Origin of the sequence: Xanthomonas sp. 3498, assembly GCF_014199795.1 — a bacterium.
Taxonomy (GTDB): domain Bacteria; phylum Pseudomonadota; class Gammaproteobacteria; order Xanthomonadales; family Xanthomonadaceae; genus Xanthomonas_A; species Xanthomonas_A rydalmerensis.
Genome location: NZ_JACHOH010000001.1, coordinates 246,446 through 266,171, shown reverse-complemented (window position 1 = coordinate 266,171; position 19,726 = coordinate 246,446). Strand labels below are relative to the sequence as shown.

9 protein-coding genes are annotated in these 19,726 nt (G+C 69.5%); all 9 read right to left on the bottom strand.

Annotation, left to right across the window (positions count from 1 at the left end):
* Nucleotides 1–115: 115 nt before the first annotated feature.
* Complete coding sequence (locus GGR66_RS01095; protein ID WP_184446911.1) at nucleotides 116–2,458, bottom strand: GH92 family glycosyl hydrolase; 2,343 nt, start codon at nucleotides 2,456–2,458, stop codon at nucleotides 116–118.
* A 138-nt stretch (nucleotides 2,459–2,596) separates the two neighbouring features.
* Nucleotides 2,597–4,039, bottom strand: coding sequence for a glycoside hydrolase family 125 protein (locus GGR66_RS01090; protein WP_184446910.1), 1,443 nt, complete (start codon nucleotides 4,037–4,039; stop codon nucleotides 2,597–2,599).
* 171 nt (nucleotides 4,040–4,210) lie between these two features.
* Nucleotides 4,211–5,653 (bottom strand): 6-phospho-beta-glucosidase, encoded by a 1,443-nt coding sequence (locus tag GGR66_RS01085; protein ID WP_184446909.1) that lies wholly within the window; start codon nucleotides 5,651–5,653, stop codon nucleotides 4,211–4,213.
* On the bottom strand, nucleotides 5,628–6,563 hold the full coding sequence (locus tag GGR66_RS01080) for a carbohydrate kinase family protein (RefSeq protein ID WP_184446908.1): 936 nt from the start codon (nucleotides 6,561–6,563) through the stop codon (nucleotides 5,628–5,630). Before GGR66_RS01080 ends, GGR66_RS01085 begins: the two co-directional genes overlap by 26 nt.
* A complete protein-coding gene (locus GGR66_RS01075) occupies nucleotides 6,560–7,936 on the bottom strand; it encodes an APC family permease (RefSeq protein ID WP_160965590.1) in 1,377 nt (458 codons plus the stop codon). The genes GGR66_RS01080 and GGR66_RS01075 overlap by 4 nt, the downstream gene beginning before the upstream one ends.
* Nucleotides 7,933–9,852, bottom strand: a complete 1,920-nt coding sequence (locus tag GGR66_RS01070; RefSeq protein WP_184446907.1) for a beta-galactosidase — start codon at nucleotides 9,850–9,852, stop codon at nucleotides 7,933–7,935. Before GGR66_RS01070 ends, GGR66_RS01075 begins: the two co-directional genes overlap by 4 nt.
* An 816-nt stretch (nucleotides 9,853–10,668) precedes the next feature.
* Nucleotides 10,669–13,650, bottom strand: coding sequence for a TonB-dependent receptor (locus tag GGR66_RS01065; RefSeq protein ID WP_184446906.1), 2,982 nt, complete (start codon nucleotides 13,648–13,650; stop codon nucleotides 10,669–10,671).
* 631 nt (nucleotides 13,651–14,281) lie between these two features.
* Nucleotides 14,282–17,011, bottom strand: coding sequence for a glycoside hydrolase family 3 C-terminal domain-containing protein (locus GGR66_RS01060; RefSeq protein ID WP_255421543.1), 2,730 nt, complete (start codon nucleotides 17,009–17,011; stop codon nucleotides 14,282–14,284).
* Nucleotides 17,011–19,710: a glycoside hydrolase family 2 protein gene (locus GGR66_RS01055; RefSeq protein WP_184446905.1), complete on the bottom strand. Its 2,700-nt coding sequence runs from the start codon at nucleotides 19,708–19,710 to the stop codon at nucleotides 17,011–17,013. Before GGR66_RS01055 ends, GGR66_RS01060 begins: the two co-directional genes overlap by 1 nt.
* Nucleotides 19,711–19,726: the final 16 nt, after the last annotated feature.

Here is a 19,726-nt window from a genome sequence, read left to right as displayed (position 1 = left end):
GATGCGATTGCGACAGTAGGACGACTGGAGCGCGCGCCGTATTGCATCGGGTCACGCACAAGCGCGGATGTGGGGAATCAACCAATCCCGATTCCCCAATCCCCACTCCCGGCTCTCAAACGAAAGACGGCGGCAGATCATCCTTGCCCGCACCGAAGGCGGTGTTGGGCTTGGGGCCCATCTCCAGCTCCAGCGTGCCGCCGGCGGCGAGGTCGGCATGGCGCAGCCAGCTGCGGGTGTAGGGCTTGCCGTTCCAGCGGGCGCTTTGGATGTAGACGTTGGCCGGACTGTTGCCGTGGGCGACGATGCGCAGGGTGCGGCCGTTGCCCACGTCCAGTTCGGCACGCTTGAACAGCGGGCTGCCCAGCACGTAGTTGGCGCTGACCGGGTCCACCGCATACAGGCCCAGCGCGCTGAGCACGAACCAGGCGCTCATCTGCCCGCAGTCCTCGTTGCCGGACAGGCCGTTGCGCGCGTCGTGGTACTGCTCGCGCAGCAGCCGCCGCACCATCGCCTGGGTCTTGTAGGGTTGCCCGGCGTAGGCGTAGAGGTAGGCGACGTGGTGGCTGGGTTCGTTGCCGTGCGCGTACTGGCCGACCATGCCGTCGATATCCGGCGGCGCGTCCGCCGGCAGTTCGGAGCTGGTGGTGAACAGTTCGTCGAGCTTGGCGACGAAGTGGTCGCGTCCGCCGAACAGCTCCATGTAGCCGTACAGGTCGTGCTGGTTGAGGAAGGTGGCCTGCCAGGCGTTGGACTCGGTGAAGTCGCGCCACTGCGCGCTGTGGCCCATCGCGCGCGGATCGAACGGGGTGGCCCACTGGCCGTCGCTCAGGCGCGGCTGCACGAAGGTGCTTTCGCGGCTGAACACGTTGCGGTACTGCCGCGAGCGTTCGCGCAGGTGCTTGGCATCGTCGTCGGCGCCGACCGCCTGCGCCAGGTGCGCCACCGCCCAGTCGTCGTAGGCGAATTCCAGGGTGCGGCTGACCGATTCGTCGACCTTGTCGCAGGGGATGTAGCCCATCTTCCGGTACAGCGCCAGGCCGTGCACGTCGTCGTCCATCGCGCGCTTGCGCCACGCCGGATACGCGGCTTTCCAGTCGATGCCGGTGAAGCCCTTGGCATGCGCCTCGGCCAGCACCACGGCGGAGTGGTAGCCGATCATGCAATCGGTCTCCACGCCCTGCAGCGGCCAGATGGCCACGCCCTGTGGCGATTCGTGGGCGCCGCGCACCAGGCACTGCACCAGGTCGGGCACGCGCTCGGGCTGCACCAGGGTCAGCAAGGGATGCAGGGCGCGGTAGGTGTCCCACAGCGAGTAGGTGCTGTAGTTGTGGTAGCCAGCCGGCGCCTGGTGCACCTGCAGGTCCATGCCGCGGTAGCGGCCGTCGGTGTCGCTGAACAGGGTCGGCGCGATCAGGCTGTGGTACAGCGCGGTGTAGAAGATGCGGCGCTGCGCCTCGTCGTCGCCGTCGATGCGCACCCGTCCCAGTTCCTTCTCCCACGCCGCCACGGCGGCGGCGTGCACGCGGGCGAAGTCGAAGTCGGGCAGTTCCGCGTCGAGGTTGGCCAGGGCGTTCTCGGCGCTGACCGTGGAAATGCCGACCTTGACCAGCAGCGGCGCCTCGGCGGCATCGGGATAGTGCAGGGACAGTTTCAGCCGATTGCCGTCGGCGCTGCGCGCGCTTGCGGCCAGCGGCTGGTCGTCGGCGTACAGCTGCGCGCTGGCGAACGGCCGCGACAGGCGCATCGCGAAGTAGATGTAGCGGCCCTTGGCCCATTGGTAGACGCGGCGGCCGCCGGTGACGGTCTGCGCGTCGACCAGGCGCAGCGTCGCCTCCTCTACGCGGGTGGGGATCTCGGGCTTGTCCTGCATGCCGTGGCACAGGTCCAGCAGCAGGTGCGCCGGCTTGCCCTTGGGGAAGTGGTAGCGGTGCAGGCCGGCGCGCGCGGTAGCGGTGAGTTCGGCATGCACGCCGCTGTCCTTCAGACGCACGCGGTAGTAGCCGGGCGAGGCGGCTTCGTCGGCGTGGTCGAAGCGTGAGCGGTAGCCGGCGTCGGGATCGTCGAGCGGGCCGGGCTGCAGTTTCACTTCGCCGACGGCCGGCACCACCAGGAAATCGAGCATGTCGCCGACGCCGGTGCCGGACAGGTGGGTGTGCGAGAAGCCCATGATCGAGCCGTTGTCGGCGTGGTAGCCGGAGCAGGCGTCCCAATCGGCGTTGGCGGTGTCCGGGCTCAGTTGCACCATGCCGAACGGCAGCGTGGCGCCGGGGAAGGTGTGGCCATGGCCGCCGGTGCCGATGAACACGTCGACGTTGCGGGTGAGTTCGGCCTTGGCGCGCGCATCGGCCGGCAGCGCATAGCTGCCGGCGCGTGCCTGCGCCAGGCGCGCGATGCCGCTGCTGCCGAACAGGGCCAGGGCGATGGCGCCCTGCAGGAAACCGCGTCGTGTGGCCATGGTGCTGTCCTCGGGGTGTGCGGCGGTGCGGTGGAGTGTGTGTGTTTTTGTAGGAGCGGCTTCAGCCGCGATGGGCTTTACCGGTAAGCTCGGTCGCGGCTGAAGCCGCTCCTACAGATGAAGCAAGAGCGCGCTGGTTCAGGCCTTCAGCAAGTGCGGTTTGCGCTGGTGCAGGTCGATGATCAGTTCGCCGAACAAGGTGTTGGCCCAGGCGAACCAGGAGCGGGTGAAGGTGCTCGGGTCGTCCTTGTCGAAGGCTTCGTGCATGAAGCCGGTGTCGGCGTCGGTGGTCTTGAGCCACTGCAGGCACTGGCGGATCTGCGCGTCATCGTCGCTGGCCAGGGCGTACTGCATCAGCGACATCGGCCAGATCGTGCCCAGGCCGCTGTGCGGGCTGCCCACGCCTTCGGCCGCGCGGCCGCGGGAGAAGTACGGGTTGCGCTCGCTCCAGGCCAGGTGCCGGGTGCGCAGGAACAGCGGGTCGCGGCGATCGCAGCAGCCCAGGTAGGCCAGGCTCAGCAGGCCAGGCGCGTTGGCGTCGTCGATGAACAACTGGTTGCCGTAGCCGTCCACCTCGTAGGCCCAGAACGGCTGGCCGTCGGCGTCGCGCATCTGCCCGAACTGACGCGTGGCGGTCTCGACCTCGTCGGCCAGCGCACGGCACTCGCCGGCGAAGGCGGCGTCGTGGTGCAGCGCCTCGCTCATCGTCGCCAGTTGCCGCAGCGAGGTCACCGCGAACAGGTTGGCGGGGACGAACAGCGGGTACAGGCAGGCGTCGTCGGACGGGCGGAACATCGAGTGGATCATGCCGTTGGGCCGGGTCGGCTGCCCGTAGCCGTCCAGCACCAGGGTCTCGGTGGCCAAGGGCGAGGGCCGCTGGAAACTGTACGGGCCGCGGCCGTGCAGGCGCTGTTGCTCGCGGAAAGTGCGCACCACCACGTGCATCGCCTCGCGCCAGTCGTCGTCGAACGGCGCGGCATCGCCGCTGGCGCGCCAGTACTCGTGCGCCAGGCGGATCGGGTAGCACAGCGAATCCACTTCCCATTTGCGCTCGCCGACGCCGGGCTTCATCTCGGTGATGTCGGCCACCGACCACTTCAGGCGCTGGCTGGTGCCATCGGGCAGGAACGCGTTGGCGTAGGGATCCAGGCGGATGCAGGCGGCCTGGCGCTGGATCAGCCCGTGGTACATGCGGCGCAGCGCGGGGTCGCGCTTGGCCAGCGGCACGTAGGGGTGCACCTGCGCGGAGGAATCGCGCAGCCACATCGCCTCGATGTCGCCGGTGATGACGAAGGTGTCCGGCTTGCCGTTGCGGGTGCCGGTCTCGACCGTGGTGTCGAGGGTGTTGGGGTAGCAGTTCTCGAACAGCCAGGCCAGGCGCGGATCGGCGATGCCGGCCTTGACTGTGCGCAACTGGCGCTCGACCGCGACGCTGACGAAGCGGCGCTTGCCCGGCGGCGGCCGCTTGCTGGGTAGCGCTTCGGAGGCCGATGCCGCGGCGGCGGCCGGCAGCGCCCCGCTCAGCAGCGCGGCGCCGGCGCTGGTGCCGAGGAAGTGGAGGATGTCGCGGCGGGTGGGCATGGCCTGGAACGCTCCGTGGATCGACAAACAGTCCCGGCGCGGGCTGGCACCGGGGGGAGGCGCCGGCCGCGGCCGGGAGGGCAGGTTGATGGTACCTATAACGGACCAATTTGCGACGACCTTACAACGTGTGGCCGTTCGATGCATCCTGCGACTGCACAACCGACCGGCTCAGTGGGCGTGATGCGCGCCATGCCAGTGCATCGGTCCCGAGCACACGCATTCGCCGTCGTCGTCGCCGTTGCCGGCATGGCCGAACAGGGCCTCCAGCAGCCGCCGCGACGGGCTCCATTCGCCGATGGCCGGGTGGATCAGCATCGCCTTGCAGGCGTCCAGATGGCTGCCGCTGAGCGCGGCCTCGATGGCGGCGTGCTCGTAGGCCTTGATCGTGCGCACCAGGCCCTGGATCGCTTCGGGCAGCGGCCGTGCCGGCAGCGGGGTGATGCGGTCGCGCTCGATGGTGGAGGAGATCTCGACGATGTCGTCGTCGGCCAGTTCCGGCATGCAGCCCTGGTTGCGCACGTTGACCACGTGCCGCCCGGGAAGCGCGCCGGTCAGCGCGCTCATCACGTCCACGGCGATGCGGTGGTAGCCGGTGCTGGCGCGGAACGGGTCTGGCTGCGGCGCGAGGTCGTCGGCGAAGGCCGAGCCGGCCTCGGCTTCCAGCCGCATGTACGAGCCGGAGCGCTGCTGCAGGTAGGCGGCGTAGGTCTGCACCGCGCCGCTGCCGTCGCCGGCGTTGAGGCGGCTGCGCAGGTCGGCGATCAGGGTGTGGTTGAGTCGTTCGATCTCGCTGCCCCGGCTGGCGCCGCTGGCGCGCTGGTTCTCCAGGGCGCGACTACGCTCGTAGTAGAAATACAGGTACTCGGTGGGAATCAGCCGCAGCGTGCGCAGCATGTCGAAGTCGAACAGCGGGGCCAGGTAGAGCTGGCGCAGGATCGCATCGTCGGCCAGGATCCGGTCGAGCACGTCCTCGCCGCGCACGCGCACGGCGCGGATCCAGCCCAGGTGGTTGAGGCCGACGTACTCGCAGTCCACGTCCGCGGGCGGCTCGCCGAGTGCGCGGGCGATGTTGTGGAACAGCTCCACCGGCGTGTCGCAGATGCCGACCACGCGCGCGCGGGTGTGGCGGCTGATGGCCTGGGTGATCAGCCCGGCCGGGTTGGTGAAGCTGACCAGCCACGCGTCGGGGCTGAGCCGCTCCACCATCCGCGCCTGCTCGATCGCCACCGGCACCGTGCGCAGCGCCTTGGCGACGCCGCCGGGGCCGGTGGTCTCCTGCCCGGCATAGCCGTGGCGGATGATGGTGTGTTCGTCGGTGGCGCGCTGGCGGATGCCGCCGATGCGGATGCTGTTGAGCACGAAGTGCGCGCCGTCGATCGCCGCTTCCGCGGAACTGGCCGCGGTGACCTGCAGCTCGCCGCCGAACTCGGCGACCACCGCGCGGCCCAGCGCGACCATCAGCGCCAGCCGCTCCTGGTCCGGATCGTAGAGCACGATCTCGCGCGCGCCGAGCGCTTCGGCGGCATCGTTGACGCCGTACACCACCAGCGGCGCACGCACGCCGCCACCGCCGATCAGGGCGAGTTTACGGTTGGGAAAGGAACTGCTCATGGAGACTCCTGAGACGTGGGGGATCGGGAAGGCCGTCGAGCGCGCCGAGCGCGGTGCAACAGGCGGCGCCGCACAGGCAGCCGCGCTGCGCGCAGGCATCGAGGGAAGCGTGGTCGAGCAGCGCGTCGATGAAGCCGGCATCGAAGGCATCGCCGGCGCCGGTGGTGTCCTGCACGGCGACGACGGGCGCAGCGATCAGCCGTGCGCCGGCCGCGTCCACCACGCAGGCGCCGGCGCCGCCGAGCTTGATCGTCACCTGCGCCAGGCCCAGCGCCTGCGCCCAGGCGCGGCAGGACGCGGCATCGTCGCCGTTGCAGCCGGCCAGCGCCGCCTCCTTCTGGTTGGGCAGGAAGTGATCGACCGCGCGGCAGGTGGCGTGGTTGTCCGGGTCGGCCAGCCATGCCGGGTTGAAGCCCACGTCCAGCGAGGTGCTGCAGCCGGCTGCGCGCAACGCCGGCAGCAGCGTGCGCGCCAGCGCCGCCGGCAGCGGCAGCGCGAAGTGCACGTGGCGCGCGGCGCACATCGCCTCCAGCGCTGCGGCGCTGCCCAGCAGCGGTTCCAACTCGGCATTGGCACCGGGATAGGTGAAGAACGAACGGTCCTCGCGCAGCGACACGCTGGCGGTGACGCCAGTGCCGGCGGGGTGGTCGACCAGGCCCTCGGTGCCGACGCCGAACTCGCCCAGGCGCTGTGCGAACCAGGCGCGGTCGCCGGCGCCGATCGCGCCGATCAGCGTCACCCGCCGCCCGAGCCGCGCCAGCCCGCAGGCCGTGTTGACGGTGCCGCCGCCGAGATCGCGGTGGTAGTGCCGCGCCATCGCTTCCTCGCCCGGCCCGGGCCAGCTGGCGAAGCCGCTGAAGATGTGGTCGAGATAGACCTCGCCGACCACCGCGACGTCATGGGTTTTCATTGCTGGAAGGGCCATGCTGCCTCGCGTTTGGCCTGGATGAGATAGAGCGCGGTGCCCGCGCACAGCGCCAGCACCGCCGCCAGCAGTCGCGGCAGCGGGCTGCTGGCCAGCAGCGCCAGCCAGCCGCAGACGCTGATCAGCAGCGGCCACGGATACAGCGGCATGGCGAAGCCGGCGCGGCGCCGCGGCTGTCGCCGCAGCAGCACCACGGCCATGCATTGCGCCAGGAACTGGAACAGGATCTGGATGATCATCAGCGTGGCGATCAGGTCGTCCAGCGACAGCGGACAGGCCAGCGCCGAGGTGATGCCGACGAACAGCAGCGACACGGTGGGGAAGCGCCCGCGCGGATGCAGCCGCGCGAACACGCCGAAGAACTGGCCGGACGCCGCCGCTGCATACGGCACCCGCGAATAGCCCAGCAGCACCACCAGCGCCGAGCCCCAGCTGGCGAGCACGATCAGCGCCACCGCCACGGTGCTGCCCACCGGGCCATAGATGGCCTGCATGAAGTCGGCGACCACTGCCTTGGACTGCGCCGCCTGCTGCCACGGCAGCACGCCGAGCAGGGTCACATTCAAGCCCAGGTACAGCACCGCCACGATCGGGATCGACCACAGCACCGCGCGTGGAATCGTGCGGCGCGGCTTGCGGATCTCGCCGCCGAGCATGCACACGTTGTTGTAGCCGCCGTAGTCGTACACCGCGATCAGCGCCACCGCACCGAAACCCAGCCAGAATCCGTGCGGCGAGGCCGGCCGCGCCTGCAGGAACTCGCGTGCCAGCGCCATGTCGAAATGCAGCGCGCCGCTGAGCACGATCCACACGCACGCGGCGATCACCACCGCGCTGACCAGCAGCGACAGCACCTGCACCGAGCGCACCTGTCGATACAGCAGCGCGGTGTTGAACAGGCACAGCGCCATGGCGATGCCGGTGAGTGCGGTGTGGCTCAGCCCGGGCATCAGATAGGCCAGGTACTGCGCGCAGCCGACCGCGGCGGCAGCCACCGACAGCGGCGCGGTCAGCAGCGTCTGCCACAGGTACAGGAAGCCGAACAGGCGCCCGGCGCGGTCGCGGCCATAGGCCTCGCGCAGGTAGTGATACGGCCCACCCGAGCGCGGGATCGCCGAGCCGAGTTCGGCCCACACCAGGCCGTCGCACAGGCAAAGCAGCGCGCCGACCACCCAGCCCAGCAGCACCGCCGGCCCGGCCAGCGCCGACAGCGCCAGCGGGATGGTGATGAACGGGCCGATGCCGATCATGTTGAGCAGATTGGCCGACAGCGCGCTCCAGAACCCCAACGTGCGCGGCGGCGCGCCCTGGTCCGCAGCGGACGGGGAGGACGCGACGGGGGCGGCGAGCGACGTCATGTGCATGCGCGATCCTGCGGGGAGGGAAGGGGAGCGAAGGCCTGTGTTGCAGGCGCGGGCACCAGGCCGTCGGCACAGCGCACCAGGCCCGGTTGCAGGCGATGCAGATCGAGGATCAGGACCTGGTTGGCGCCGGCGCGCAGCCAGGCGCCGGGGCAATACAGGCACCGCTGCGGGCCGATGTCCCAGTAGCGGCCGAGCAGGCGCCCGTTGACCCACAGATAGCCTTTGCGCCAGTCGCGCATGTCCAGGTGCACGTCGCCGGGCTGGTCGAGGGTGAACTCGGTGGCGAAGAACAGGCCCGGGCGCTGCGGCGGTGCCTGCAGTGGGCGCAGCGACGGCGTCGGGTCTGCGTCCAGCGCCAGCCCGCGCACCTCCCAGTCGTGCAGGTCCTGGCCATCGAGCCGCACCGGACCGAGCAAGCCCTTGCGATCGCCCAGCGCCGGGCCGAAGTTGATGTGGCCGAAGCTGTCGACCAGTACCTCGAGATCGCGCGTGTCCTTTGCTGCATCCGGCAAACGCAGGTGCAGCGCACTGTGCAGGCGCGGATGCCGCACCCGCGACACGTGGTCCAACTCGCGCCCATCAAGATGCACCACCGCGTAGTCGTGGACCTGCCCCAGGTGCAGCGCCTGGCCCGCGCCGATCCGCCGCCGATACAGCACCAGGCCCTGGTCCTGGCCGAGCAGGCGCTGGTTGTCGGTGGGGGTGTCGGTCTGCAGCGCGGGGCCGAGGTTGTCCCACAGCGTGGCCACGGGCTTGGCCTGCACCGCATCGAAGTGCGCACGGCGCGGTGCGGCCGGCACCGGCGGCAGTGCCGCGTCGGCTTGTGCGGCGATGATCTTGCGCAGCGCGAAATACGCCGGCGTGGCGCGGCCGGCCTCGTCGATCGGCGCACCGTAGTCGTAGCTGGTCAGCGCCGGCTGGAACTGCGAGCCGTCGTCCTCGGCATTGGCGCCGGCGCTGAGGCCGAAGTTGGTGCCGCCGTGCACCACGTACAGATTGAACGAATAGCCGGCGGCGGCGATGCGGCGCAGCAGCGGCGCGTAGTCGCGGTGCGCGAACTGCGGCTCGCCCCAGTGCGTGAGCCAGCCGGGATAGCCCTCGGACACCCACACCGGCGCCTGCCCGGCGAAGGCCTTGGCTGCCTGCAGATCGTGCAGATCGGGACCATCCAGGCCGAGCGCGGCGCCGGGCAGCATGGCCTGACGCCGGCGCAGATCCTTGAGCCCTTCGGCCAGCGAGAATGGCCCGTCGACCCCATGCGCCCGCCACAGCGCGGCCAGCGCCTGCAGATAGCCGACGTCGCTGCCGTGCATCGAATACTCGTTCTCGATCTGCAGCATCAGCACCGGCCCGCCGGCACTGGCCATCAACGGCGCGATGCGCGGCGCGATCGCGCCGATGTAGCGCTCCACCGCTGCCATGTAGCGCGCATCGTGGCGATCGCGCAGGCGGATGTTCGTATCGCGCAGCAGATATGGCGGCAACCCGCCCAGCGTCCATTCCGCGCAGACGTAGGGTCCAGGCCGCAGATACACCCACAGCCCCTCCTGCTGGCACAGCCGGATGAAACCGACGAAATCGCGCTCGCCACTGTCCAGATCGAACTGCCCCGGCGCCGTTTCCAGCGCATTCCACATCAGGTACAGCGCGATGGTGTTCAGCCCCATCGCCTTGGCCATGCGGATGCGATGCAACCAGTCCGCACGTGCGATCCGCAGCGGATGCAGTTCGCCACTGCGGATCTGCCACGGCTGGCCGTCGAGCGTGAAGCGTCCTTGCGCGAAGCCGAAGGTGTGGGGGCGCCCGTCCGGTACCGATGCGGGTGCTGGCGCAGCCGCGCGCAATACCGGCATCGCCGCCAATCCCAACGGCGCGAGCAACCCGAACCGGCAGAAGGTGCGGCGTTTCATTGCGGGTTCCAGCCGGAGCGTTGCCGTTGCTGTTGCTGTTGCTCTTCGGCTTTTGCCTTTCCCGGGTCCCCTCCGCAGCGGCGGAGCTGGCGGGCAAAACCCCCCGCAGGGGGGCGGCGCACAAGGACGTGCGCCGTTTTCGGCCGGGGCAGGGCTCGCCGGTAAAAGGCGAAGCACTGCTTCGCCCCGGCGGGCGGGCTGGCGCCGCGAGGCGACTGCCCCGGACTTGGCTGCGAAGCAGACAAGCCCCGGCCGAAAATCCCGCTAGCGGAGCGGACCCGCGTAGCGGGCGCTGCGGCGGGGTGTGCTTGATCAGCCATTCGGCTGCTGTAAAGCGGCTTCTTTTGGTTACTTTTCTTTGCACAAGCAAAGAAAAGTGACTCGCCGTCAGGCGAAAGCTTTTGCTTTTGCTTGCCTACCCAGGCAGTACCGGTAAAGCCCGTCGGGACTGAAGTCCCTCCCACAAAAGGCGTGGTCCAGGCTGTGTCGGGAAGGCCTGTCGCGGCTGAAGCCGCTCCTACAACAGCCGTAGTGTGCGTCACCCGAGCGGACCGCTGATGCAGCATGCTGCAGGTAGCACCGGTAAAGCCCGTCGGGACTGAAGTCCCTCCCACAAGAGGCACGGTCCAGGTTGTGTCGGTAGAGCTTGTCGCGGCTGAAGCCGCTCCTACAGCAGCCGTAGTGTGCGTCGCCCGAGCGGATTGCCGATGCAGCCTGATCCAGGCCGCACCGGTAAAGCCCGTCGGGACTGACGCCCCTCCCACAGAAAGCGTGGTAACGCTCCGCGATGGCATCCCAGTGCGCACGCCGCGCGGCCTAGAACGCGTACTTGACGGTCAACAGCGTCATCATGCCGGCATCGACGATGTCCGACACCGCCAGATTGTGCCGGCCCACGTGGCCCCAGTAACTGTATTCCTTGGTGAGATTGGAGATCGACAGATCCACATTCACCCCATTGTCGAACCGATAGCCCGCATGCAGATCCACCCGCCGCGTCGGCCGCGCCCACAGGTCGTCCCACGGCGCGTTCTGGTGCAGGAAGTCGTAGTTCAGCAGATAGGAACTGCTGAAGTGATAGCTCAGGTTCACCGAGAACTTCGAGCGCTCGTAGAACAGCTCCAGATTGGCCATCGCATTCGGTGCCGACTGCATCTGCTCGTCTTCGAAGCCGGCCATGCCCAGGTCGGCATGCGCATGCTGGCGCGTGGCATTGGCACTGACGCCCAGCCCATCGAACGGCGCCGGCAGATCCTGGAAGCGCTGCCGCGCGCTGACCTCCACGCCGTAGACGCGGCCGTCGCCGCCGTTGGTCGGCATCTGGTAGAACACCGTGCCGCTGCCGCTGGTGTCCGAATTGGCCTGGCCGGAACCGGCGTCGTAGATGTAGTGGTGCAGGCGCTTGTAGAAGCCGGCCACCGAGAAGAACCCGCCGTGGTCGGTGGCCCACTCGCCGGACAGATCCAGGTTGGTCGAGGTGATCGCCTTCAGGTCCGGATTGCCCTGGGTGATGGTGGTGATCGGCGGCACGGCGTTGGACACGCTGATCTGGCTGCCGCCACCCAACTGCACGAACGCCGGCCGCGTATAGCTGGTCCACAGCGCGGCGCGATAGGTGCTGGCGCTGTCCGGGCGCCAGGTCAGGAACACGCTGGGCAGCGGCTGGTCATAGTGCGTGCTGTTGGCCGCGAAGTAGCCGACCTGCTCGTTGCCGCTGTTGTCGGTGGGCGTGGTCCAGAAGGTGTTGTGGATGCTGGTGTGCTCGAAGCGCACGCCGGGCACCACTTCCAGGCTGCCGAAGTTGAAGGTCGCCATTGCGTAGGCGGCGCTGACCGCCTCGGTGCCGCGCATGGTGTTGCAGTTGTAGTTGTTCACGTAGAACGCGCTGCCGCAGGTGTCCAGGTCGTCGTCGGTGAGGTGGTTGGCGATGACGCGCGCCACCGCGCCTTCGCTGACCCGCGGCGTGGCCCAGTGGTACTTGCCGGGGAAGATCGCCGCGTAGCCGCCGTTGAAGATGCCCAGGTCGCCCAGCGTGCTAGCGTCGGGCACCGGGCCGGTCCACCAATCGCGGTTGCTGTAGTGGCGGCTGCTCTTGCTGTACTTCACGCCGAACTGCAGCGCGGTCAGCGCGCCGTCGCTGAAGTCGTAGTGCGCGTCGAACTTGGCGCCGCCCTTCTTCTGCCCGGAGTAGATCTTGGTCGATTCGCCGTAGCTGCTGGCGTACAGCGAAGGGATGTTGTTGACCTGCGCCAGCAGCGCCGGGGTCAGCTGCGGGTAGGGGAAGGCGCCGCTGCCGTATTGCATGAGGCTGCTGCCGGAGTAGGCGAAGTTGGCCTGGCTGAACTTGTCCTCGCGCCCGTCGATCTCGATGTGGTCAGGACGGTCGTTGTCGCCGAAGCTGTAGAACAGGTTCGGCGACAGCGTCCAGTTGCCCACGGTCTTGCGCGCGCCCACCTGGAAGGTGGCCAGGTCGGCGATTTCCGGGTTGGTCTCGTACCAGAAGCGCGCGGCGATGCGGTTGATGTTGGGCGAATACACGCCGGGCGTGGCGCTCGGCACGAAGCTGACGTCCTGCGGCAGCAACTGCACGAAGGTGGTGCCCTGGTCGGTCTTGGCGTAGGCGTAGGTGGCACGCGCGTACACCGACAGGGTGTCGTCCACGTTCCAGTCGAACGCCGCGTTCCCGCCGTAGCGGCGCTCCCAGCCGGCGACCACGCCGACGTTCATGCCGGTGCTGGTCAGGTTGTCCTGCGGCGCGTAGCCGGCGGCGTTGCTGCCGTCGGCATTGGCGTGCAGGAATTTCCATGAGCCGTCGTTGAGCGCGCTGGTGGCCGCGGCCACCTCGCTGTTGGTCGAGGTACGGTAGTCGTAGTAGGCGCTGGCGTAGATGCCGAACTGCTGCTCGTCGCCGAACTTGTGCTGGAACTCGCCGGCCAGGCCGCCGCCGAGGCCGTCGCCGCCGTAGTCGCGGGCGCGGCTCTCGACGCGGCCGCTGACGGTGACGCTGCCGCTGCTGGGATCCTTGTAGTCGTAGGCGGTGGGCGTGCGGAAATCCAGGGTGCCGCCGATCGCGTCGCCGTCCATATCGGCAGTGGAGGTCTTGTTGGCGACGATGGTCTGCAGGCCCGAGGGCGGCAACAGGCTCAGCTGCACGCTGCGGCTGTACGGCATGCCCTGGGCGACGGTGACGCCGTCGATCAGGTTGACGTTGTATTCGGAGGGCAGGCCACGCACCGAGGCGAACATGCCTTCGCCGCGTGCGGCGCCATCGACGCCGCCGAAGTAGCCCGAGCCGCTGTAGGTGATGTTGATGCCGGCGATCAGGCCCAGCGCCTCGGCGACGTTGTGCACGGCGGTGTGCTCGAGATCGTTGGCCGACAGCACGTCCACGGTGTTCGAGGCGTTCATCTTCAGCGTGCTGGCGTCGTAGCGGTTGGCCGCCACGCTGATCGTCTGCAACTGCTTGGCCTCGTCCAGCGCGATCGACACATTGGCGGCGCCGCTGTCGGCGACCTGCACGGTGGTTTCCGGCGCGCTGAAGCCGGGGTAGTCCAGCTGCAGCGCGTACTGCCCGGCCGGCACGTCGGCGATGACGAAGCGGCCCTGTGCGTCGGTGACGGCGCTGAGCGCAGTGCCGACGATGGCAACCTTCGCATGCGCGGCGGGCTTGCCGCTGCTGCGCTCCTTGAGTTCGCCCTGCACGGTGCCGGCCAGCGCCGGTGTGGCGGCGGCAAGGCCGGTGATGGCCAGAATGGCGGCGCACAGCGCCTTGCGCTTGCAATAGGGATGGGTTGCCACGTGACACCTCGCTGATCGTGATCGATGCGGGCACGCGCCAAAGGCGACGCGCCGCTGCGTTCCTGGGAGGCAGACACGGTGGACGGACGGCGCGCGCGCTCGGACCGCACGCCGGGCGGCGTGCAAGCAGGACAAAGCGAACGGCGACCGACGCGAGGCGTCTGCCGGCTGGGCGGACCGTTAAACGGCGATCAGTGGCGTGGCGGCGAGTAGCCGGCGATGCACTTGGAGCGCGAACGCAGCGCGCTCAGTTTGTAGCGACGGGTCATGCGCAGCGGCTCCCGTGCGTGCCCGCGCGGCGCGCGGACAACAGGCAGGGCGCCGGAATTCCGGCGAGGCATCGATCCTGGCTGCGACGACTGCATGACATGGCACATCACCCCTGGAACTGCCCTGGAGAACGCCGCAGGTGCTGCGGCGTCCGGCGCGTCTGGCATCGTCGATGCGTGGCACCGACGTGTTATCGATACCTCTGTCCCGGAAGACTGTCAATAGGTCGTGAAAAATAAATCGGCAGGACGCTGCAACAGAGGATCGTGGTGCGCAGCGGCGGAAGGGCGGCGGGCATTTGCGCTGCACCGCCGCATGCGTTGGCGCATTTCGTAGACGGGGCCACAGGCGGCCCCGTCGCTCACTTCGGCAGCACCACCCTGCCGCTGATCGAGAACGGGGCGCTGTCGCCGGGCGCGCCGGTGCCGGGCTGGCCGCCACCGACGAACAGCCGGTAGTCGCCGGCCTCGACCGCGCGCTGGCCGATGCGGTCCACGTCGCTGAGTTGGCGCGCGTCGAGCGCGAAGCTCAGCGTGCGCGCCTCGCCCGGCTGCAGGTGCACGCGCTGGAAGCCGACCAGGCTGCGCAGCGGCGACTGTGCGCGCTGCGGGTACTGCAGGTACACCTGTACCACCTCGTCGCCGGCGCGCGCGCCGATGTTGCGCACGGTGGTGGTGACGCGCAAGGCGTCGCCCGCCTGCAGCGTCGCGGCCGACAGCTGCGGCGCGTCGTAGGCGAACTGGGTGTAGCTCAGCCCATAGCCGAACGGGAACAGCGGCTCGCCCTTGAAGTAGCGGTAGGTGCGGCCCTTCATGTCGTAGCTGACGTAGGGCGGCAGGTCCTTGGTCGAGCGGTAGAAGGTCACCGGCAGGCGACCGCCGGGGTTGATGTCGCCGGCCAGCGCCTGGGCGATCGCGGTACCACCGGACTGGCCCGGATACCACGCGGCGATGATCGCGTCGGCGTGCTGCTTGGCCCAGTTCAGCGCCACTGCGCTGCCGCTCATCAGCACCACGACCAGCGGCTTGCCGCTGGCCTTGGCCCGTTCCAGCAGCGCCTGCTGCGCGGCGGGCAGGGCCAGGTCGTTGCGGTCGCCGCCGTCGAAGCCGGGCACGTCGATGCGCAGTTCCTCGCCTTCCACGTCCGGCGACAGGCCGACGAAGGCCACCACTGCGTCGGCCTGCGCCACCGCGCGTTCGGCTTCGGCCAGTTGCAGCGCCGGCGGCGCCAGCCACTCCAGCCGCAGGCCCTGATCCTGGCCGCGGTGTTCCAGTTCCAGGCGGATGCGCCGCGGTTTCGCGTCGTCGAAATGCAGCACCGCCTCGACGTTGCGGCCGTCTGCGTTGTGCATGCCGGCCGGCAGGTGCTTGTCCTCGGCGTTGCCGGCGATCACCAACCGGTCGTCGATGTACAGGCGCACCGGGTCGTGACCGGCGCAATCGAAGCAGCGCGCCACGCGCACCGCCAGGGTGTAGTCGCCGGGGCCGGGCGGCAGCAGTTCGCCGCTCCAGCGCACCGAATAGCGGTCCTTGTCCACGTCCTTGGCCGGGGCCACATGGTCCCAGTTGAAGCCGACCACGCGGTCCTGGCGCTGCACGCGCGGCCTACCGGCCAGGTCCAGGTTGTCGAAGTACTCGCCGCGCAGCCCGGGCTTGCCGTCGCTGCGCAGCGCGGTTTCGGGGATCATGCCGGGCACGCCGGCGGCCAGCGGCGCGCCCTGCGCATAGGTGACCTGGGCTGCGCCGAAGCGCGTGCGCAAGCCTTGCAGCGGCGTCACCGGGTCCACGGAGGTGCCCTGGTAGTTGGCCTCCAGCACGGCCAGCGCGTCGGCGTTGGGGCCGAGCACGGCCAGGCGCAGGCCCGGGCGCAGCGGCAGGGTGGCGTTGGCGTTCTTCAGCAGCACCAGCGATTGCTGCGCCGCCTGCAGCGCCAGTGCGCGGTGCGCGGCGCTGTCGATGTCCTTGTCGCCCAGCCGCGCATACGGATCGTTGCGCCGCGGCTGCAGCTCGCCGAGCCGGTAGCGCGCGGCGAACAGGCGCACCAGCGAGCGATCGAGCAGGGCTTCGTCGGCTTCGCCGCGGTCGAAGGCCAGGCCGAGTTCGCGGTAAGCGTAGCCGCAATTCAGATCGTGACCGGCCTTGAGCGCGGCCGCGGACGAGCCGGCGTTGTCGGCGCGGTAGTAGTGGAACTGGGTCATGTCGTCGATCGCATCGCAATCGGACACGACGAAACCCTTGAAGCCCCAGTCGCCGCGCACGCGGCCGTCGAGCAGCCAGTCGGCGGCGCAGGCAGGCGTGCCGTGCAGGGAGTTGTACGCGCACATCACCGAGCCGGCCTGGCCGTCGACGATGGCGGCGCGGAATGCCGGCGAGTAGGTGCCCTCGAAATCGTGCGGCGACACGTCCACGTCGAAGCCGTGGCGGCCCGGCTCCGGCCCGCTGTGCACGGCCAGGTGCTTGGGCGTGGCGATGGTGCGCGGGTGCGCCGGATCGTCGCCCTGCAGGCCGCGGATGAAGCCGACCGCCAGCCGTCCGGTGAGGTAGGGATCCTCGCCGTAGGTCTCCATGCCGCGGCCCCAGCGCGGGTCGCGGAAGATGTTGATGTTGGGCGACCAGATGGTCAGCCCGGCGTAGCGCGGATGGTCCTTGCCGGGGCCGCCGGCGAGGTTGAACTTGGCCCGCGCCTCGGTCGAGGTGACGGTGCCGACCTCGTGCAGCAGCTCGGGATTCCAGGTCGCGGCCAGGCCGATCGCCTGCGGGAACACCGTGGCCTCGCCGTTGCGGGCGATGCCGTGCAGGCCCTCGCTCCACCACTCGTAGGCGGGCACGCCCAGGCGCGGGATCGCCGGCGCAGCGTTCATCGCCTGCGCGATCTTCTCGGCGCGGGTCATCTTCGCCACCAGCGCGGCGGCGCGGTCCTCGGCCTCGTCGGCATGGGCGAGCGGGGCGGCGAGCAGCACCAGCAGGCTCAACCCAAGGGGAAGCGCTTTGTGTGGGAGGGACTTCAGTCCCGACGCTTTACCGGTAACGCCACGTCGGGACTGAAGTCCCTCCCACAAGGTGACGCCCGCCCGCGACATCGGCATGCCCATCACTTCGCCTCCGCCGGCTCGGCCGGGGCGCCAGCCAGGGTCCCGCCCAGGTCGCGCACCTGCAGCGCGGCGCGCAGCTGCTCCAGGGTGGCGCTGCTGTGCACGCGCACGCTCAGCGGCTCGCCCGGCAGCAGGTCGAAGGCATTGTCGGACAGCGTCACGTCGAGGTCGCCGAAGCTCAGCCACACCTGCGCGGCGAGGGTGGAGCTGCTCAAGGTCAGCGCATAGCCGTCGCCGTCCGCGCGCAGCTCGGTGCGGATGTCGGCCTGCGGCCACTGCAGGCGCTTGGCCGCGTCGAAGTACACCAGGTTGCGCGACAGCACGCGCTCGCCGTCGAGCAGCTCGAACACCGCCACGCTGCGCTTGGGATCGGCGCGGCGCAGCAGCTGCGCATCGCTGAAGTTGCCCACGCGCACGCTGGACAGCGGCGCCAGCGTCACCGGCTTCTCGGTCTTGCTCAGCACCTTGCCGGACAGGTCCATCACCCGCATGCGCCAGCGCGCGGCCAGCGGCGTGGCGCGGTCGGAGACCAGCGACACCTGGGTCTGGCCCTTGTCGTTGCGCAGCGCGGCGATCAGTTCCGGCGCGTAGAAGCGGCGCGCGTGGTACTGCAGCGCCTTCCAGCGGCCGAAGTAGTCCACGCTGGACCAGGAAGCGCCGGGCCACACATCGTTGAGTTGCCAGTACAGCGAACCCATCGATTGCGGCCGCGACGCGCGCAGGTGCTCGGCGGCGAGAGTGATGCCCTCGGCCTGCATGACCTGGCTCAGGTAGACGAAGCTGGCGAAATCCTTGGGCTCGCCGAACGCACGGCGGATGTACAGCAGCAGGCGCTGGTTGCCATTGCCCTTGTCGAACTTCTGGTGCGCGCGCATCACCGGCGATTCCGGCTTCAGGTCGCCGGCTTCGGCGAAGGCGCGGATGGTGCGCATCTCGGGGAACGACTGCAGGCCGTATTCGGACATGAAGCGCGGGGTCACGTCGAGGTATTCGGTGACCGGCAGCGCCGGGCCGCCCCAGACCTTCCAGTAGTGCATGTCGCCGTCGTCGGGCTGGTCGGCGGCGCCGTCGAAATCGGTGCCCGGCGAGGTCGCCCAGTACGGGGTGTCGCTGTCGTACTTCTGTACCGCTTCGCGCAGCACCGTGCCGAACAGCGTGGTCATGCCGCGGACGATGCGCTCGCGCTCTTCCGGGTCGATCGACTGCTTGAACTTGACCCGGTCGCCCCAGTTCTCCCAGCCGGTCTGCACTTCGTTGTTGCCGCACCAGATGACGATGCTGGGATGGTCGCCGAGGCGCCGGACCTGCTCCTCGGCCTCGGCGCGGGTGTTCTCGCGGAAGGCCACGTCGTAGGGCGGGATGGCGCCGCCGAACATGAAGTCCTGCCAGATCATGATGCCCAGGCGGTCGGCGTCCTCGTAGAAGCTGTCCGGCTGGTAATGGCCGCCGCCCCACATGCGCAGCATGTTCATGTTGGCGTCGCGCGCGGATTGCAGGAAGCCGCGCATGCGCGCGGCGTCGACGCGGGTGGGGAAGCTGTCGAACGGAATCAGGTTGGCGCCCTTCGCGAACACCGGGATGCCGTTGATCACCAGGGCGAAGCTCTTGCCCCACTGGTCCTTCTCGCGACGCAGCTCGACGCTGCGCAGGCCGGTGACGCGCTGCACGTCCAGGCGTTCGCCTGCGGCGTCGCGCAACTGCGCCTTGAACGTGTACAGGTCCTGGCGGCCGTAGCCGGCCGGGAACCAGCGCTGCGGCTTGGCGATGCGCACCGGCACGGTCAGGGTATTGGCGCCCGGATCGACGATGGCATGCTGGCTGAACTGGCCGACGCGCTGGCCGTCGGGGCCGAGCACGTCGAGATCCAGTTGCACCTCGCCGCTGCGGCCGGCCTGCACCTGCACCTGCGCCAGCAATTGCGCCGCGTCGGCGTCCACGCGCTGCTGGGCGATGCGCAGGCCGTCCACGCGCAGGTCGTCCCAGGCTTCCAGGCGCACGCCCTGCCAGATGCCGGCGGTGACGATGCGCGGACCCCAGTCCCAGCCGAAGTTGTACGGCGCCTTGCGCACGTAGGTGGAGCTGTGCCGTGCCACCGGCTCGTCGCCGAACGCCGAGTCGTAGGCGCCGGGCAGCGCATACGGCTGCTTGGACAGCCACGGCTGGATCTTCTTGATCGGCGAGGCGATGCGGACTTCCAGCACGTTGTCGCCGCGCTTGAGCAGCGGTTTGGCGTCGACCCGCCACTGCCGGAACATGTTGTCGGCGGCCAGCAGCTTCTTGCCGTTGAGGTAGACCTCGGCGAAGGTGTCCAGGCCGTCGAACACCAGTTCCAGGTGCGGACGCGCCAGCAGGGCCGCATCGACCTGGAAATGGGTCTGGTACTGCCAGTCGCTGAGCCCGGCCCACTGGATCTGCGCTTCGTTGTCGCGATAGAACGGATCCGGCACCACCCCGGCGGCGATCAGGTCGGTCTGCACCGTGCCTGGTACCTGCGCCGGCAGCCACTGCGCCGCCTTCGGGTGCGCCTTGGCGTTGGCATCGCCCGGCGCCAGCCGCACCTGCCAGCCCTGTTGCAGCGACAGCGTCGCCGGCGCCGCCGCCTGTCCCAGCGCCGGCAAGGCCAGCGCCAGCAACAGCCCGAGGTGGGCAGGAAGGCGCGTGCGCGACGCGGAACGGGAGCGGCGGGGCGGCTGGGTCATGCGAGGGTCTCCGTGG

Bases quoted from the DNA above. Each gene is read 5' to 3' on its own strand.
- GGR66_RS01060 (WP_255421543.1), bottom strand. From the start codon at position 17,011: ATGGGCATGCCGATGTCGCGGGCGGGCGTCACCTTGTGGGAGGGACTT.
- GGR66_RS01055 (WP_184446905.1), bottom strand. From the start codon at position 19,710: ATGACCCAGCCGCCCCGCCGCTCCCGTTCCGCGTCGCGCACGCGCCTT.
- GGR66_RS01085 (WP_184446909.1), bottom strand. From the start codon at position 5,653: ATGAGCAGTTCCTTTCCCAACCGTAAACTCGCCCTGATCGGCGGTGGC.
- GGR66_RS01070 (WP_184446907.1), bottom strand. From the start codon at position 9,852: ATGAAACGCCGCACCTTCTGCCGGTTCGGGTTGCTCGCGCCGTTGGGA.
- GGR66_RS01090 (WP_184446910.1), bottom strand. From the start codon at position 4,039: ATGCCCACCCGCCGCGACATCCTCCACTTCCTCGGCACCAGCGCCGGC.
- GGR66_RS01095 (WP_184446911.1), bottom strand. From the start codon at position 2,458: ATGGCCACACGACGCGGTTTCCTGCAGGGCGCCATCGCCCTGGCCCTG.
- GGR66_RS01080 (WP_184446908.1), bottom strand. From the start codon at position 6,563: ATGAAAACCCATGACGTCGCGGTGGTCGGCGAGGTCTATCTCGACCAC.
- GGR66_RS01075 (WP_160965590.1), bottom strand. From the start codon at position 7,936: ATGACGTCGCTCGCCGCCCCCGTCGCGTCCTCCCCGTCCGCTGCGGAC.